Origin of the sequence: Aureimonas sp. SA4125, assembly GCF_019973775.1 — a bacterium.
Lineage (GTDB): Bacteria > Pseudomonadota > Alphaproteobacteria > Rhizobiales > Rhizobiaceae > Plantimonas.
On sequence record NZ_AP025032.1, the window covers coordinates 3,732,339 to 3,748,693 of the forward strand.

The 16,355-nt window shown below is 65.8% G+C and carries 14 protein-coding genes and 1 pseudogene; 8 read left to right on the plus strand and 7 right to left on the minus strand.

The features are described from left to right. Positions 1-432 precede the first annotated feature (432 nt). Both Sa4125_RS17695 and Sa4125_RS17700 read left to right on the plus strand, forming a co-directional pair. On the plus strand, positions 433-1,374 hold the full coding sequence (locus tag Sa4125_RS17695; protein ID WP_223998448.1) for an IS5 family transposase: 942 nt from the start codon (positions 433-435) through the stop codon (positions 1,372-1,374). A gap of 232 nt (positions 1,375-1,606) precedes the next feature. Continuing rightward, positions 1,607-2,667 (plus strand): IS630 family transposase gene (locus tag Sa4125_RS17700; protein WP_224000020.1). Its coding sequence is split into 2 segments (ribosomal slippage): positions 1,607-2,099 and positions 2,099-2,667, totalling 1,062 coding nucleotides; the frame shifts between segments, so codons are not numbered across the junction. A 165-nt stretch (positions 2,668-2,832) separates the two neighbouring features. On the opposite strand, the gene Sa4125_RS17705 is transcribed toward Sa4125_RS17700, so the two are convergent. Continuing rightward, positions 2,833-3,774: an IS5 family transposase gene (locus tag Sa4125_RS17705; protein ID WP_223998448.1), complete on the minus strand. Its 942-nt coding sequence runs from the start codon at positions 3,772-3,774 to the stop codon at positions 2,833-2,835. A gap of 246 nt (positions 3,775-4,020) precedes the next feature. Between Sa4125_RS17705 and Sa4125_RS17710 the strand changes: the two genes are divergently transcribed. Further along, a complete protein-coding gene (locus Sa4125_RS17710) occupies positions 4,021-5,091 on the plus strand; it encodes a magnesium transporter CorA family protein (RefSeq protein ID WP_224000022.1) in 1,071 nt (356 codons plus the stop codon). 9 nt (positions 5,092-5,100) lie between these two features. On the opposite strand, the gene pqqE is transcribed toward Sa4125_RS17710, so the two are convergent. The 4 genes from pqqE to pqqB are packed head-to-tail and all read right to left on the minus strand — an operon-like array spanning position 5,101 to position 8,199. Further along, the gene (gene pqqE, locus Sa4125_RS17715; RefSeq protein ID WP_224000023.1) at positions 5,101-6,240 is read right to left on the minus strand and encodes a pyrroloquinoline quinone biosynthesis protein PqqE; all 1,140 of its coding nucleotides are present in this window, start codon (positions 6,238-6,240) and stop codon (positions 5,101-5,103) included. Beyond that, complete coding sequence (gene pqqD / locus Sa4125_RS17720) at positions 6,237-6,515, minus strand: pyrroloquinoline quinone biosynthesis peptide chaperone PqqD (protein ID WP_224000024.1); 279 nt, start codon at positions 6,513-6,515, stop codon at positions 6,237-6,239. Before pqqD ends, pqqE begins: the two co-directional genes overlap by 4 nt. Beyond that, positions 6,512-7,282 (minus strand): pyrroloquinoline-quinone synthase PqqC, encoded by a 771-nt coding sequence (pqqC, locus tag Sa4125_RS17725; protein ID WP_224007927.1) that lies wholly within the window; start codon positions 7,280-7,282, stop codon positions 6,512-6,514. Before pqqC ends, pqqD begins: the two co-directional genes overlap by 4 nt. A 2-nt stretch (positions 7,283-7,284) precedes the next feature. Next, the gene (pqqB, locus tag Sa4125_RS17730; protein ID WP_224007930.1) at positions 7,285-8,199 is read right to left on the minus strand and encodes a pyrroloquinoline quinone biosynthesis protein PqqB; all 915 of its coding nucleotides are present in this window, start codon (positions 8,197-8,199) and stop codon (positions 7,285-7,287) included. A 345-nt stretch (positions 8,200-8,544) separates the two neighbouring features. Here pqqB and meaB point away from each other — a divergent pair, with 345 nt between their 5' ends. From meaB to Sa4125_RS17750, 3 genes and pseudogenes are all read left to right on the plus strand, one after another. Next, the gene (gene meaB, locus Sa4125_RS17740; protein WP_224007933.1) at positions 8,545-9,534 is read left to right on the plus strand and encodes a methylmalonyl Co-A mutase-associated GTPase MeaB; all 990 of its coding nucleotides are present in this window, start codon (positions 8,545-8,547) and stop codon (positions 9,532-9,534) included. Positions 9,535-9,618: 84 nt separating this feature from the next. Beyond that, positions 9,619-11,010, plus strand: coding sequence for a TIGR03808 family TAT-translocated repetitive protein (locus Sa4125_RS17745; protein ID WP_224000025.1), 1,392 nt, complete (start codon positions 9,619-9,621; stop codon positions 11,008-11,010). A 99-nt stretch (positions 11,011-11,109) separates the two neighbouring features. Next, positions 11,110-11,835: pseudogene (locus Sa4125_RS17750) on the plus strand (NYN domain-containing protein); the annotation flags it as partial. Positions 11,836-12,333: 498 nt separating this feature from the next. Here Sa4125_RS17750 and Sa4125_RS17755 read toward each other — a convergent pair. Beyond that, positions 12,334-13,332 (minus strand): asparaginase, encoded by a 999-nt coding sequence (locus Sa4125_RS17755; RefSeq protein WP_224000027.1) that lies wholly within the window; start codon positions 13,330-13,332, stop codon positions 12,334-12,336. Between the two features lie 112 nt (positions 13,333-13,444). On the opposite strand from Sa4125_RS17755, the gene Sa4125_RS17760 reads away from it, so the two are divergent. Further along, positions 13,445-14,197 (plus strand): DUF3750 domain-containing protein, encoded by a 753-nt coding sequence (locus Sa4125_RS17760; RefSeq protein ID WP_224000028.1) that lies wholly within the window; start codon positions 13,445-13,447, stop codon positions 14,195-14,197. Positions 14,198-14,293: 96 nt separating this feature from the next. Continuing rightward, the gene (locus Sa4125_RS17765; protein ID WP_224000029.1) at positions 14,294-15,241 is read left to right on the plus strand and encodes a carbohydrate kinase; all 948 of its coding nucleotides are present in this window, start codon (positions 14,294-14,296) and stop codon (positions 15,239-15,241) included. 118 nt (positions 15,242-15,359) lie between these two features. On the opposite strand, the gene Sa4125_RS17770 is transcribed toward Sa4125_RS17765, so the two are convergent. After that, on the minus strand, positions 15,360-16,145 hold the full coding sequence (locus tag Sa4125_RS17770) for an outer membrane beta-barrel protein (protein ID WP_224000031.1): 786 nt from the start codon (positions 16,143-16,145) through the stop codon (positions 15,360-15,362). Positions 16,146-16,355 lie beyond the last annotated feature (210 nt).

Below are 16,355 nucleotides of genomic sequence, written 5' to 3' on the forward strand. Positions count from 1 at the left end.
AAGGGACTATGTTCCCAACAGAAATTCGTTCAAAGGAAAAGATGGCGATACCATTCGCAATTCGTGCCGATATGTTCAGTCAAGCTGTAGGATTCATTGAGGAAGACCATTTCCAAGGGACTTTCCACCACAGAATGGACTTCTTTCTAGATTTTGGTGCGAACAGAAGGATGTTTATGGGACACCTGCCCGAACGAACGTGGGCAGAGGTGAGCGGGCGATTCAGTCTGATTGTTCGCTGAAGCGTCTTGACAGCTGGGTGGTCGAAAGTGGCTTGGTCGACTGGCTGTGATGGCTTCCAGCACTCGCCAATCAATGTTTCCAAGTCTCCCGGGACCGATAAGTCTCGGTACTAATGAGACCTGTGCGCGGGGGCTTGCCGGCAGCCTGTATCGTTGATTCACTGAGGTTCTTCGGACGGAGGATTGGGTCATGGCGCGGCGTCCCATTGGTCAGGAAGCTCTTCGACTTCGAGACGCGGGGGCAAAGCGGAGCCTTGGTGCCCTGGACGACATCGCCGGGTTGATCAACTGGTCCAAGATCGACCAGGATCTGTCACCGATTTACCGTTCCGCGACGGGTGAGAAGGCCTGGCCGCCACTGGTGATGCTGAAGGCACTCCTGTTATCGGTCTGGTACGACCTGTCGGATGTGAAGCTGGCCGAGGCCCTCGACGACCGGGCCTCGTTCCGCCGGTTCTGCGGCTTTGCCGCGAGCGAGCCGACCCCGGAGCGCACCGCCTTTGTCCGGTTCCGCAGGGAGCTCGTGAGGCATAGCCTCGACACAATCCTCTTCGAAGCGGTGACGCGCCAGCTCGACGAGAAGAACGTCATGGTGAAGACCGGCACGCTGGTGGATGCGACCATCATCGCCTCCGCCAGCATCACCAAGGACGGGGAAGCCCGCTGGGTCGGCCATCGCCGCAAGGCGGCCGTGCACGGCTACAAGGCGCATGTGGCGACCGACGCCGATGGTGGAATTGTCCGGTGTATCGAGATGACGCCGGCCAACGTCAACGACGGGCGCATGCTCGGTGCCGTACTGCCGCCCGAGCCCGGCAACGTCCACGCCGATCTGGCCTATGCAAGCGTGCGCAACGAGACCTTGATCAGGGATGCTGGCGGCTCCTCTCGTTTACCCGGTCGATCGGTTTGGGGCGGACCCGAGGCTCTCGCAAAACTCGAAGGCTGGAACCGCGAGGTCGGGCATGTCCGCCGCCGGATCGAGAAGGTCTTCGGTACCTGGAAGCGCAGCTACGGTCTGCGGCGCATGCGCTGGATCGGCCTCGCCAAGGCCGGACTTCAGGTACGGCTGACGGCAATCGCCTTCAATCTCACGCGAACGCGAAACATCCTGCGCGAGCGAGTGGCATGAGGACGGGACACGTGCGTCCGCCATCGGCCAATAGAGGCCAAAAGTGCCTCGAAACTGCTCGTCGCAAACGGAAATTCCAGCCGCGGCGGAATGGCGAACTCCCCGACGCTGAAACCTGAAATCCAAGTCCCCGCGCACAGGTCTCACTAATACCAACGTGCGCCGTTTCTGACTCGTATGGGATTCCCAGATCGAGGAAAGTCTGAATCATTGAGGCAAACGGAGGTTTGCCATGGTGAGACCCATTCCGCTGCGCGTTGATTTTGACGGTCTTGGCCTGCGTCGTCTGGCGCGGGAGACCAAGGACGCCAACCAGGCGCGCCGTCTTCTGGCGCTTGCGACGATCTACGATGGAGGCTCTCGTTCCCAGGCGGCCGAAGTGGGCAGCGTCACTGTGCAGATCGTGCGTGACTGGGTCGTACGGTTCAACGAACGAGGTCCTGTGGGTCTCGTCAACGTCAAGGCGCCGGGCAGTTCCTCCAAGCTGAATGACAAGCAGCGCCATGCCTTGGCGAAGATTGTGGAGAGCGGCCCGATCCCGGCGATCCACGGCGTCGTGCGCTGGCGGCGCAAGGATCTGGCGCAGTGGATCTATGAGGAATTCGCCATCTCGTTGGACGAGACCACGGTCGGGCGCGAACTGAAGGCGCTTGGCTTTGCCAAGCTCTCGGCGCGTCCGCGCCACTATGCGCAGAACGAGTTCGAGGTGGATGCTTTCAAAAAAACTTCCCCGCCGAACTGGCAGCCATCCAGGCCAAGCTCCCGAAGGGTACCGAGATCGAGCTCTGGTGGGCTGATGAAACCCGCATAGGGCAAAAGAACAAGATCACCCGCCGTTGGGCCCGGCGCGGCACGAGACCGTCCGCGCCGCAGGACCAACGCACCATGTGGGCCTATATCTTCGGCGCCGTCTGCCCGCAGAAGGGCAAGGGTGCCGGCCTCGTCCTGCCCTACTGCGACACCGGCGCGATGAACCAGCACCTGGCGGAGATCTCACGCGCCGTCGATCCTGGCTCCCATGCCGTGCTGATCCTCGATCGCGCCGGCTGGCACATGACGCCCAAGCTCGTCGTGCCCGAAAACATCACGCTGCTCTTCCTACCGCCTCGCGCCCCTGAGTTGAACCCGGTCGAGAACGTCTGGCAGTTCATGCGCGACAACTGGCTCTCAAACCGCATCTTCATCGACTACGACGACATCGTCACACACTGCTGCGAGGCCTGGAACAAGCTCGTCGACCAACCCTGGAAAATCATCTCCATCGGCATGCGTGACTGGGCACACAGGTTCTGATCAGCGCTCGTTGGTATAAAGAGACCTGTGCGCGGGGACTTGGATTTCAGGTTTCAGCGTCGGGGAGTTCGCCATTCCGCCGCGGCTGGAATTTCCGTTTGCGACGAGCAGTTTCGAGGCACTTTTGGCCTCTATTGGCCGATGGCGGACGCACGTGTCCCGTCCTCATGCCACTCGCTCGCGCAGGATGTTTCGCGTTCGCGTGAGATTGAAGGCGATTGCCGTCAGCCGTACCTGAAGTCCGGCCTTGGCGAGGCCGATCCAGCGCATGCGCCGCAGACCGTAGCTGCGCTTCCAGGTACCGAAGACCTTCTCGATCCGGCGGCGGACATGCCCGACCTCGCGGTTCCAGCCTTCGAGTTTTGCGAGAGCCTCGGGTCCGCCCCAAACCGATCGACCGGGTAAACGAGAGGAGCCGCCAGCATCCCTGATCAAGGTCTCGTTGCGCACGCTTGCATAGGCCAGATCGGCGTGGACGTTGCCGGGCTCGGGCGGCAGTACGGCACCGAGCATGCGCCCGTCGTTGACGTTGGCCGGCGTCATCTCGATACACCGGACAATTCCACCATCGGCGTCGGTCGCCACATGCGCCTTGTAGCCGTGCACGGCCGCCTTGCGGCGATGGCCGACCCAGCGGGCTTCCCCGTCCTTGGTGATGCTGGCGGAGGCGATGATGGTCGCATCCACCAGCGTGCCGGTCTTCACCATGACGTTCTTCTCGTCGAGCTGGCGCGTCACCGCTTCGAAGAGGATTGTGTCGAGGCTATGCCTCACGAGCTCCCTGCGGAACCGGACAAAGGCGGTGCGCTCCGGGGTCGGCTCGCTCGCGGCAAAGCCGCAGAACCGGCGGAACGAGGCCCGGTCGTCGAGGGCCTCGGCCAGCTTCACATCCGACAGGTCGTACCAGACCGATAACAGGAGTGCCTTCAGCATCACCAGTGGCGGCCAGGCCTTCTCACCCGTCGCGGAACGGTAAATCGGTGACAGATCCTGGTCGATCTTGGACCAGTTGATCAACCCGGCGATGTCGTCCAGGGCACCAAGGCTCCGCTTTGCCCCCGCGTCTCGAAGTCGAAGAGCTTCCTGACCAATGGGACGCCGCGCCATGACCCAATCCTCCGTCCGAAGAACCTCAGTGAATCAACGATACAGGCTGCCGGCAAGCCCCCGCGCACAGGTCTCATAAAAGCAGCAGCGGATGGTTACCAGGGCCGGGGTGTAGCCCTGCGCGGCCGTCATGAGCCGTTTCGAGGCGCGCTATTGCAGAGTCGGGGCTTGCGAGATGACCAAGGTCGGTGCATGCAGCCGCGTCCGACCCGTTCTGCTCGATCCATCGAGTGAAGGAGTTCACCGATGCTCGAAATCTACCGCTCGGACCCGTCCGGCCATATGCGCGCCGAGAGGATCGATGGCGACGCCGTCCCGCCGGACGCGATCTGGCTCGACCTCATCAATCCGAGCAAGGCCGAGGAGCGGCTGGTCGAGCGTCTCTGCGCCATCGAGGTGCCGACGCGCGAGGAGATGCGCGAGATCGAGGTTTCGAGCCGGCTCTATTCCGAGGACGATGCCGACTTCATGACGGCCTCCGTGGTCTTCGGCCTCGACACCGGATCGCCCGCCTTCGCGCCCGTGACGTTCATCCTGGCGGGCAAGCGCCTCGTCACCCTACGCTACACCGAGCCGAAATCCTTCGTCATCTATTCGGCCAAGCTCTGCAAGGATGCCAGCGAGGGGACGTTTCGCGCCAGTCTGGCTGAGGCCACGGAGATGGAGGGCGAAGCGACGTCCGCCACGGCCGCGCCCAACGGCAAGGCACCGAAAGTGCCGACCGCCGACGCCATCCTGATCGGCCTCCTGGAAACGGTGATCGACCGGGTCGCCGACATGATGGAAGCCATTGCCGCCGATCTCGACCGCATCGCCTCCGACATCTTCTCGGCCTCCGGCAACAAGCGCCCGACCGCCAATGCCGACTTCAAGTCCCTGCTGCGGCGCATCGGTGCCGCCGGCGACCTGATCTCGCGCACCCGGGAGAGTCTCGCCACCCTCGACCGGATGATGCCCTATCTGCAGTTCGTGCTCGACCGCCGCAAATCCCCGAAGGACGCCAAGTCCCGGGTCAAGGCGATGTCGCGCGACATCACCTCGCTGAACGACTTCGTCGCCTTCCTGTCGAACAAGACGACCTTCCTGCTCGACACCACGGTCGGCATGATCTCGATCGAACAGAACGCCATCATCAAGATCTTCTCGGTCGCGGCCGTCGGCTTCATGCCGCCGACGCTGGTCGCCTCGATCTACGGCATGAACTTCAAGTTCATGCCGGAACTCGACTGGCAGCTCGGCTACCCCATGGCCATCGGCCTGATGGCGATCTCGGCCGTGCTGCCGCTGATCTTCTTCCGCTACAAGCGCTGGCTGTAGCGACGGCGCTCAGCCGCGGCTGAAGCCGCGATAGGTCGCCGGCCCCGGCGAGGCCATGGCCGATTCGGTGACGGCGATGTCGCCGAGTTCGGCGTGGAAGGGCGACTTGATGCAGGCCGGGTCGGTGTTGCGGGCGTCGCCCGTCAGCGCCAGCGCCTGGCAGCGGCAGCCGCCGAAGTCGACATGCTTGCGCTCGCAGGAGCGGCAGGGCTCGGGCATCCAGTCGGTGCCGCGATAGGCCTCGAAGGCGGGCGATGCCGCCCAGATATCGGCGATGGAATGATCGCGGACCGACCAGAAGTCGAGATGCTTGATCGTCTGCGCAGCGTGGCAGGGCAGTGCCAGCCCCGCCGGGGTGACCGAGAGCGTCCGCTGCCCCCAGCCGCCATTGCAGGTCTTGGGATAGCGCGCGTAGTAGTCGGGAAAGACCGCGTCGATGACGAGAACGCCTTTCAGCCGGAGGCGCGCCTCCTCGACCTCGGTGATGGTGCGGTCGACATCCTCGCGCGCCGGCATCAGTTGCGCCCGATTCTTCAGCGCCCAGCCGTAATACTGGGTGTGCGCGATCTCCAGCCGCTTTGCCCCGAAGGCGACGGCCTTGTCGATCATCTGGGGCACCTGATGGATGTTCGTGCGGTGGATGACGGCGTTCAGCGTGAGCGGGAAGCCGCGTCTGACGACTTCGGCGGCAAAGGCCTCCTTGCGCTCGAAGCCGCCCTTGTAGCCGCCGACCAGCTCGGTCACGGCGGCATCCGCCCCCTGCAGCGACAGCTGAATGTGGTCGAGTCCGGCGGCATGCAGGTCGTCGAGCATGGCCGGGCTGACGCCGATGCCGGAGGTGATGAGGTTGGTGTAGAGCCCGACCTCGGCGGCATGGCGCGTCAGCTCGACGATGTCGCGCCGCGCCGTCGGCTCGCCGCCGGACAGGTGGATGTGGATGACGCCGAGCTCGGCCGCCTCGGTGAAGACGCGCTTCCACGTCTCGGTGTCGAGTTCGCTCGAGCGGGCGTCGAGTTCCAGCGGATTGGAGCAATATGTACAGCGCAGCGGGCAACGATGCGTCAGTTCGGCAAGGAGCCCGATCGGCGGCGGGGGTGCGAGGCGAGCGGGAGCATCCGTCTGCGGCGTGGGAAAGACGATCTCGTTCATAGCTCCACCATCTGCTTGCCCTGGAGGTCGAGGAGAAAGCTCTCGACATCGGGACGGATGACCGAGAGATCGGCGGTGAAGACGAGGGCCAGGGCTGCCAGGAGATCGGCAAACCGTGTCCGGCCATCGATGCGTTTCAAGATTTCGACCGACACCTCGTCGGCATTGAAGATCCGCTCGGGCGCGACCAGGATGAAGGTGCCGCGCGCCTTGTCCTCGCGAAACCGCACGCCGTGCGGAAACCGCGGCACGACCTCGTCGGCGATGCCGGTCACGTTCTTCCGCTCCCGACCGGTGCGACCGTACCGTGCTTGGCTTCGCCCATGCCGGGCTGCCAGACGTCCGGCGGCGGCATGACCGGGTCGACATAGGCGTGATGCAGTGCATCGAGCTGGGCCCAGAGAACCGTGCACTTGAAGCGCAGCGCATTCAGCACGGCGCGCTGCTCTTCCGGTCGCCGCGCGTGCTTCAGGCAGTAGTCGAGCGCAAAGTCGGAATCGCGCTTGGCCTGTACCGGCCGCTTGTCGAAATAGGCGAGCGTCTCGGGCGAGATGAAGTCGTAGTGCTCGAGCATCCCGCGCACCCGCGCCCCGATCGCCTGCGGCGAGAACAGTTCCGTCAGCGAGGAGGCGACGGCCTCCAGCAGCGTGCGCTCGCGCACGAAAGTGACATAGGCGTCGACGGCAAACCGCGTGCCGGGCAGGATGCCCTCGCCGGACAGCACATAGTCCCGGTCGAGACCGACGCCGTCGGTCAGCGCGATCCACTTTTCGATGCCGCCCCGGTTCTCCTCGTCGCCGTCATGGTCGATGATCCGCGAGCGCCAGTCGCGCCTGAGTTCCGTCGTGCCGAGCCGGGCGAGGATGTAGCTGTCCTTCACCGGGATCTGCGACTGGTAGTAGTAGCGGTTGAGCGCCCAGGCCTGCACCTGCGCCTTGGTCAACTCGCCGGCGTTCAGTCTCTGCTGGAACGGGTGGAGATGGTGGTAGCGCGTCGCGCCGATTTCCTGCAGCGCGGAGACGAAGTCGTCGGGGCTCATCATCGTCACGGCACGATCTCCATCCCGTCATGGGCGACACGCCATCCCGCCGCCTCGACCGCCCGGCGTTCGTCCGATCCCTCGATCAGCACCGGGTTCGTATTGTTGATATGGATGTAGACGCGGTCGCCGACGTCACGTCCGTCGAAAGCATCGATGCTGCCGCCCTCGCCGGTCATGGGCATATGTCCCATCCGTCGCCCTGTCTTTGCGCCGACGCCAGCTCGCTGCATCTCGTCGTCGACGAACACGGTCCCGTCGAAGAGGAGGACATCGGCCCCTGCGACGCGCGCGGCCAGATGCTCCGGCACGAAGGCGCAGCCCGGAACATAGAAGGCAGTGCGACCGCCCGCCGACAGGCGGACGCCGACCGTCATGTCGCCCTCGGCACCGACATCGATCTCGCCGCGCTCCAGATACAGCGGAACCTTTCCCGGCACCGGGAAGATTTCCACCGTCAGGCCCGGAACGGGTTCGAAGGGCTGTTCCATCTGCACGGGCCGCGTGGTCACGCAGGCCGGATCCATCACCGAATAGACCGGATTGTCGGCGATCACACCGAGAACGCCTTCCGTCCCGTAGAGGTCGAAGGCCTGCTTCTCGCGCAGGGTCAGAAGACCGGCGACGTGATCGACGTCGCCATTGGTCACGAGAACCGCCGCAATCGGCGAGGCGCGCCGCGCCGCGTCATCGGCGCCGCAGCTGGGCATCAAGGGAGGCGAGGCCATGATCTGGGCCCGCAGGTCGGGCGAGGCATTGAGGAGGAGCCAATGGACTCCGTCGGCCGTGGCCGCGATCGAGGACTGCGAGCGCGCGGTCACGCGCGGATCACCCGACCAGTGGAGACGACAGACGTGACAGAGACAATTCCATTGCGGGAACCCTCCTCCCGCGGCCGACCCGAGAATGAAAAGCCGCAGGCGGGATTGGCCCCGCCCGCGGCTGTCAGAGGCTGACACGATTTAGAATTCGATCGGCATGTAGCCGTTGATTTCCATCGCGACGCAAACTTCGACGAGAACGGGTTTCTTCCAGGCCATCTTGTAGCTCCCAATATGCGACCGGCTTGATGCCGGCCTTGTTGATCGGTGCCCACTAGAATTCGAACATACAGAAGCGGACGCCATCGTTGAAGTGGGGGCGCGATTAAATAAGCGTAAGGTCACAACGACCTTAAACATGTGCCGCGACCACGTTTCCAACGCTCAGAACCGCCTGTCCGGCTCTCGACAGGCCGCTGTCCGGCCCCTAGAGGCAAGGCGATGATGAACAGGGCCCCGTCCGACACCGACCTCCTGGCGACGCGGATCGCGGCCGGCGACCGCACTGCCCTCGCGCGCGCGATCACGCTTGTGGAATCGACCCGCAGCGACCACCGGACGGCGGCGACGGCCTTGCTCGACATGCTGGCGGAACGTACCGGCCGGTCGATCCGAATCGGCATGACGGGGGTTCCGGGCGTCGGCAAGTCGACGCTCATCGACGGTTTCGGCACGATGCTGACGGCGCTTGGACACCGCGTCGCGGTGCTGGCCGTCGACCCGACATCGGTGCGCAGCGGCGGCGCCATCCTCGGCGACAAGACGCGGATGGCGCGGCTGGCGACGGACCCCGCCGCCTTCGTGCGGCCCTCGCCCTCCTCCGGCACGCTCGGCGGCGTCGCGGCGAAGACACGCGAGACCATGCTCCTCTGCGAGGCCGCCGGCTTCGACGTGGTGATCGTCGAGACCGTCGGCGTCGGCCAGTCGGAGATCACCGTCGCCGACATGGTCGACCTCTTCGTTCTCCTGATGCTGCCGGGCGCGGGCGACGAATTGCAGGGCATCAAGAAGGGAATCGTCGAGGTCGCCGACATCATCGCGGTCAACAAGGCGGACGGCGAGAATGCCCGCCGGGCGCGATTGGCGGCGGCGGAACTTCGCGCCGCGCTGAACATCCTCGGTCCGCGCGACCCGCTCTGGTCGCCGCCGGTCCTGACCTTGTCGGGCCAGACCGGCGAGGGCCTTGCCGAACTGTGGTCGGCCATCTCGCGTTTTTGCGGTGTCGCCGAAGGTGCCGGGACCTTTGCCGGTCGCCGCGCCGGCCAGAATGTCCGCTGGATGTGGACCATGCTGGATGAGGCCCTGCGCAGAGCCCTGCTCGACCATGACGGCGTCGCCGCGGCCATCGCCGAGGGCGAGGCCGACATCGTCCGCGGCATACGGGCGCCGACGGCGGTCGCTCAGGCGATTCTGCAGCTCTTTACCGCCCGCTAACCAGTCCGGGCGATTTTGCCCGGGGAGCCACGGCGGCGCCGAGGGCGACACCCTGCCTTAAGCAGGGGATGCGACGCTTCGGCCATGTCGCAAAGCGCCTCGTTCTCCTCCCGTCGCCTTTTTCTCGCCGGCGCGCTCGGCGTGGCGGGCATCGCCATGGCATCGCCCCTCCGGGCGGAGATGCGCAAGTCCGGCACCGGGCTCGGCAGCTCGGGCCTGCGCGGCGCGCTCGACGCCACGTCGCGAGGCCTGACGCCGTCCGCCGGCGGCGACCAGACACGGCTCCTCCAGAAACTCCTCGACGAGGCGGCGCTGTCGGGCGAGACCCTGTTCCTGCCCCCCGGCGACTATTTCGCCGACAGCCTCGCCCTGCCGCGCGTCACGCGGCTTGCCGGCGTACCGGGTGCCTCGCGCCTGTTCGGGCCGGGGCTCGCCCTGACATCGGCCGGCGCCGAGCGCATCATCCTCGACGGTCTCTCGATCGACGGATTGGCGGTGCCAGCAGGCGGGACCGGCCGGCCGCTCCTCGACATCGCCGACTGCCCCAATCTCACCGTGACGGAGTGCGAGATCGGCAACGCCGCCGGCAACGCGCTGGATCTCACCCGAAGCGGCGGCCGAATCGAGAACTGCGTCATCGTTCGTGCCGGACTGGCGGCGATCCAGTCACGCGATTCCTCGGGCCTGGCGATCGATGGCAACCGGATCGAGGACTGCGGCAATGGCGGCATTCTGGTCCACCGCAATTCCCCCGGCCTCGACGCCTCCATCGTCACCGGCAACCGCCTTGCCCGGATTCGCGCCGATGCCGGCGGCACGGGCCAGAACGGCAACGGCATCAACCTGTTTCGCGCCCACGGCGTCACCGTCTCGAACAACCAGCTCGACGACTGCGCCTTTTCGGCCATCCGCGCCAATGGCGGTTCGAACGCGATCATTGCCGGCAACCAGTGCCGCAACTCCGGCGAGACCGCGCTCTATGCCGAATTTCAGTTCGAGGGCGCCGTGATTTCCGGCAACCTCGTCGACGGCGCCGCCATCGGCATCTCCATCGCCAACTTCAACGAGGGCGGCCGGCTTGCCGTGTGCACCGGCAACCTCGTTCGCAATCTCAGGACAAAGGGCCCCTACCCTGCCGACGCGCCGGGCTTTGGCATGGGCATCTCCGTCGAGGCCGACACGGTGGTGTCGAACAACGTCGTCGAGAACGCACCGCTCTACGGCCTGAAGCTCGGCTGGGGACCCTATCTGCGCAACGTCTCGGCAACCGGCAACGTCTTCCGCCTCTGTCCGGTCGGCATTGCCGTCACGGTCGTCGAGGGCGCGGGAACGGCCGTCCTCTCCGGCAACGTCATATCCGGGGCCGACCGCGGCGCCATCCTCGGTTATCGCTGGAGCGAGGCGGTGACGGGCGACCTCGCGGCAGAAGGAGCGCGGCCGCCGGACCATCTCACCATCGCCGGCAATGCCGGATAAGAGCGACTTTTCTGCCGTTCAAAGCGGCGGCGACAAGAAACCCCTGTCGGAAAACCTCCACCGGCGCTATGTCCGAAGGAAATTTCCAGGGGCAAGACCATGAACGACACCCGATCCGCGCGCCTTGCGGTGCTCATCGACGCCGACAACGCGTCCGCCAAGATTGCCGACGGCCTGTTCGAGGAGATCGCCAAGATCGGCGAGGCGAGCGTGAGGCGCATCTATGGCGACTTCTCGACCCAGCGCATGAAGGGCTGGACCGACATCCTCGCCCGCCACGCCATCATCCCGCACCAGCAGTTCGCCTACACCACTGGCAAGAACGCCTCCGACATCACGCTCGTCATCGACGCGATGGACCTTTTGCATTCCGGCCGTTTCGACGGCTTCTGCCTCGTCTCATCCGACAGCGACTTCACCCGCCTTGCCTCGCGCATCCGCGAGCAGGGCGTCAACGTCTTCGGCTTCGGCGAACAGAAGACGCCGGAGAGTTTCCGCCAGGCCTGCCGTCGCTTCATCTACACCGAGAACCTCCTGCCGCAGCGCGCGTCGCAGAGCCGCGACGCAGCAGGAGCCGGACCGATCCAGGCGCCGCTGCGCGAGAAGGCCGACGCCCTGCCGATGCTGTCGCGCGTCATCGACCAGATGGAGAGCGAAGACGGCTGGGTGAATCTGGGCACTTTCGGCAAGCAGCTGCAGAACCTCTACACCGACTTCGACCCGCGCACCTACGGCGAGCGCAAGCTTTCCGACCTCGTGCGCCGGACCAACGCCTTTGAGATCAACCACCCGGAAGGCGGCAGCATGCTGATCCGCCTGAAGCAGCATGCCACGCCAAAGCCGGCCGGTCTGCCCGCGGCACCGGTCGCCGACAAGGCGCCGGAGATCACGGCTGAACCGATCGAGGCGCCGAAGCCGGCCGGTCGTCGCCCCGCCGCCAAGACCGCTTCCGGCAAGCCGGCGACGTCCCGGCGGAGTTCGGCGGCGAAGTCCGCCGCAGCGAAGCCAGCCGCCGACAAGGCTGATACGGTCGCGGCGCCCGCGCCGGTCGCGGCGGCCGAACCTTCCCCAGCGCCAAAGACGGCCGCTGCAGCTCCCGCAGCGAAGGCTCCCCTCTCGGCACCGGAAGCGACGCCCGCTCGCGCTGCAGCGATCTCCGCACCGCTGACGCCCAAACCCGTACCGATCTTCGCCGCCCCCAGCGATGCCGCGGGCATCGAGGCGGCCGATGCCGTGCCGAAGCCGCGGCCGCGCACGCGCCGGCCGCTCGGAACGCCCCGCGGCTGAGGCGTCGCCGGGCCCCGTCTTCCGAGCCCGGCATCCCTATTGGGCGGCGCGCAGCTCGCCGACGACGATGCCGTTCCAGTTCTTCAGCGTTTTACGCGCCAGTGCGTCATAGGCTCCGGCCACATCCGGATCGCGGTCGCGAAAGATGTGTGCCAGGGTTGCGGCGGTGGCGATCTCCGCCGCCCGTCCGGCGCCATCGTCGATCTTCAGCGCGAAGCCGAGACCGAGCTCCGGAACAGCGCCGCAGAATACGCCTTCGGCACCGGTCTTGACGAACACACGGCCCGGCGCCGCTTCGATCAGCGCGACGCAGGCGCGGTTCGTCCCCGCCATGTACCAGGGCTCGGCCATGCAGGCGGCGATCAGGCGCTGGCCAGCTCTTGCCCGTTCCGCCGAAACGCCCTGGCCCGAAACGAGCTTGGCAAAGCCATGCGCGAAGGATTGCAGCGGCGCGGCATAGGTCGGGATCGAGCAACCGTCGGTGCCGGAATCCTCTTCGCCGAGCGCGGTGCCGGTCAGATCCTCGATCGCCGCCTTCGCCCGGACCTGCACGGGGTGGTCCGCGCCGATATAGCCTGCCGTCGGCTCGCCCATGGCGACGGCCGTACACAGGAAGCCGGAATGCTTGCCCGAACAGTTGTTGTGGAGCGCGCCCGGCGACCGGCCCTGGCGCGCCAGAACGCGCGCGACGCCGGAATCGGACGGCCAGTGGCAGCCGCATTCGAGCGCTCGTTCGTCGAGGCCGGCGCGGCGCAGGAGATCGGCCGCGAGCGCCACATGCCCCTCCTCGCCGGAATGCGAAGCGCAGGCGAGCGACAACTCCTTGTCGCCAAAGCCAAAACGATCGGCCGCCCCGGACTCGATTAGCGGCAGGGCCTGCATCACCTTGATCGCCGAGCGGGGAAACACCAAAGCGGCGATATCGCCGAGCGCATGAACCGATTCGCCCTCGCCGTCGACGACCGCAACGGAGCCGCGGTGGCAGCTTTCGACCCGGCTGCCCCGCGTCACTTCGACCAGGATGGGATTGCTCATACGGAAGTCCTCATTTTCGCCGCTCTGCATCATGAGCGTGCTCTAGCAGCGCAGCGTGTGCTTCGCCATATCCTGGGATGTGGCGCGCGTGACGCCATCTCCCGGGAACCCGATGCGATTGTTCAAAATTCTGCTTCTCACCCTCGGCGTCGTCTACGTCGCGCCGGCCCTCCTTGCCGCAACTCTGTTCTGGTTCGGCGATCATCCCGCGTCATGGGGTAGTGCCGACTGGAGCAGTGCGAAAATGCTGCCGGATCCGGCTGCGTCGTCGGAGGCTGCCGTCTATGTCATGTCGGCGCGGACCGGCGGGCTGAAGGGCGCGATATCAAGCCACTCCTGGATCGTCGTGAAGGAGAAGGGCGCGCGACGCTACGAGCGCTGGGACAAGGTCGGGTGGGGCGCACCGATCCGGCACAATGCCTATGCCGCTGACGGGCGTTGGTACTCCAACGCTCCCGAGATCGTCGTCGGCCGGCACGGTGCGGAAGCTGAAGGGCTGATCCCGAAGATTCGCGCGGCGGTCGCCGCCTACCCCTTCGCCGAACGCGGCGGTTACCACATCTTCCCCGGCCCGAACTCCAACACCTTCGTCGCCTTCGTTCTCGCCGAGACGGCAGGTCTTGCGGCGGCCTTGCCCCCTGTCGCCGTCGGCCGCGACTATCCCGTCGGGCGCGATCTCGTCACCCTGGACCGGGAGCGCGGCGAACTCCGCCTGTCGCTTTTCGGCTATGCCGGTATCACGATCGGCCGGATGTCGGGATTCGAGGTCAATCTTCTGGGCCTCGTCGCCGGCATCGATCCGGAACGGCTAGCGGTGAAGATTCCGGCCTTCGGCACGTTCGCGTTGCGGCCCGCCACGGTCTGAGGCGCCCCCACACCGCGAACGGTTCCAGCCGGCGCAGATTCCTGCTAGCGCGAAGCCGTTGAAGCGGCGCGGGGCGCCGTCGCGAGGGGAAGTCTGATGTTTCTCAGCTGTGGCGATGCGCTGTTCGATGTTTTTGCCGAGCCGGATGCCGACGTGTCGCGAATCGGGCTGAGGGCCGTCGTCGGCGGCTCGCCCCTGAACGTGGCGCTGGGCCTTGCCCGGCTCGGCCATCCCGCCGGCTTCTTCACCAAGGTGTCGAGCGACCTGTTCGGACGGCGCCTTCGCGACTTCATGCAGGCCGAAGCCATCGACCAGCGCTTCCTGATCCCAACCGAGCGCAACACGACGCTCGCCATTGTCTCCCTGTCGGCCAGCGGCTCGGCCGAGTATTCCTTCTACATCGACGGAACCGCCGACCGCTCCGTCGAGCCGAGCGAGGTTCCCGCCGATCTGCCGCCCGGGCTCGAAGCGATCCATGTCGCGTCCTATTCGACCGTGACCGAGCCGACCGCCTCCGCCCTCGTCAGGCTGATCGACCAGGAAAAACACCGGCGCTTCATCTCCTACGATCCGAACATCCGCGCCTCGATCGAACCCGACCTCGACGTCTGGCGCGCCAAGGTTGCCGAGATCGTTCCCTCCGCGGCGCTCGTCAAGGCGAGCGACGAGGATCTGGCTCAACTCTATCCCGGGCGATCGCTGGAGAACGTCCTGGCGGACTGGGTTTCGGCCGGCGCGAGTCTTGCCATCGTGACGCGCGGCGAAAAGGGCGCGATCGCGCTGTCGTCGAGCGGCGTCGGCGCGGCGATGGACGGGATCGAGGTCGAGGTGGTCGACACGGTCGGCGCCGGCGACACGTTTCAGGCAGCCACGCTCGCCAGGCTGAAGGAGACGGGCGTGATGAGCCGCGAGGGGCTGAAAGCGCTCGACGACGCCGGACTGCAGGCACTCCTCGACTTCGCCATTCGGGCCGCCGCGGTCACCTGCGGACGCCGGGGTGCCGACCTGCCGCGCCGCGGAGACCTGGGGTTGCCGCCGCTCTGAGGGCTGCCCCGCGGCGTGCCGACGATGGTCCAAACGGAAAAGGCCCGCCGGAGATCATCCGGCGGGCCCTTCACTGTCTTGCCGTTGCCGGCGGCTTTCGCCGCCGGCGCTGGTCCACTTAGTTAAAGCGGTACGAAGCCTTGGCCATCACCGAGTGATAGGTCAGGTCGTTGTTCGAGTCGGTCGAGAAGCTGGCGCCACCGAGGCCACCGGCAACAGGCGTGTAGTCGACATCGACCGAGCTTTCGCCGAGGTCGGTGTAGAGGTACTCGAGGCCGAACGAAACGTTCTGGGTCGCGAGCACGTCGAAGCCACCGCCGACGGCGTAGCCGATGTCGTCGTTGTCCGTGCGGGCCGAGACGTCATAGGCATTGCCCAGACCATCGGTGTAGGTGCCGCCGCCGTTGTAGCTGTTCTCGATGTCGGCATAGGCGAGACCGCCCGTCGCATAGACCATGAAACGGTCCATGGCGTAGCCGGCCTTGGCGCGGACGGTGCCGACGTAGTTGATTTCCTGGTCGGCGCCAAAGGTCTGCGTGCCCGTCGCGGTGGGCAGCGTGTAGCTCGTGTTCGCCTCGGCGTCGATGTAGTTCAGGTCGGCAACGGCGCCGATCACGAAGTTGCCCATCTGGTAGTCATAGCCAATGTGACCGCCGCCGATGAAGCCGGAATTGCTGTCGTCGTTGCCGCCGCTGAAGCCAGTGGTGTCGGACGAGAAGGCGCCCGAGTCGCGGTTGAAGGCGACGCCAGCCTGGCCACCGACGTAGAGGCCGGACCAATTGTACTGGGGAGCGGCTTCGACCATCGGCGCCGGTGCTGGCGGCTCGTCATAGATGACGTCGGCGGCGAGAGCGGGCGAGACGAAGGCGGTGGCCGAAGCCAGGAGAAGAGCGAAACGTTTCATGTAGGTGTACTCCAACTTTATGTCGCCAGCAGCGACGTTTGATCGATCGACATTTCCCTCGTAAGGCCGACCGAAACTTTACCGGGGCTGTCTGGGCCCGTCTTGTGTTCAAATGTCGGCCGCAAGAAAGCGTTGCAGTGGCAGGCTGACTTCCAGGCGACCCTGTTGCCGAAGCGCCACATCGGCCGAAACCGGGCATGGCGTTGGTTA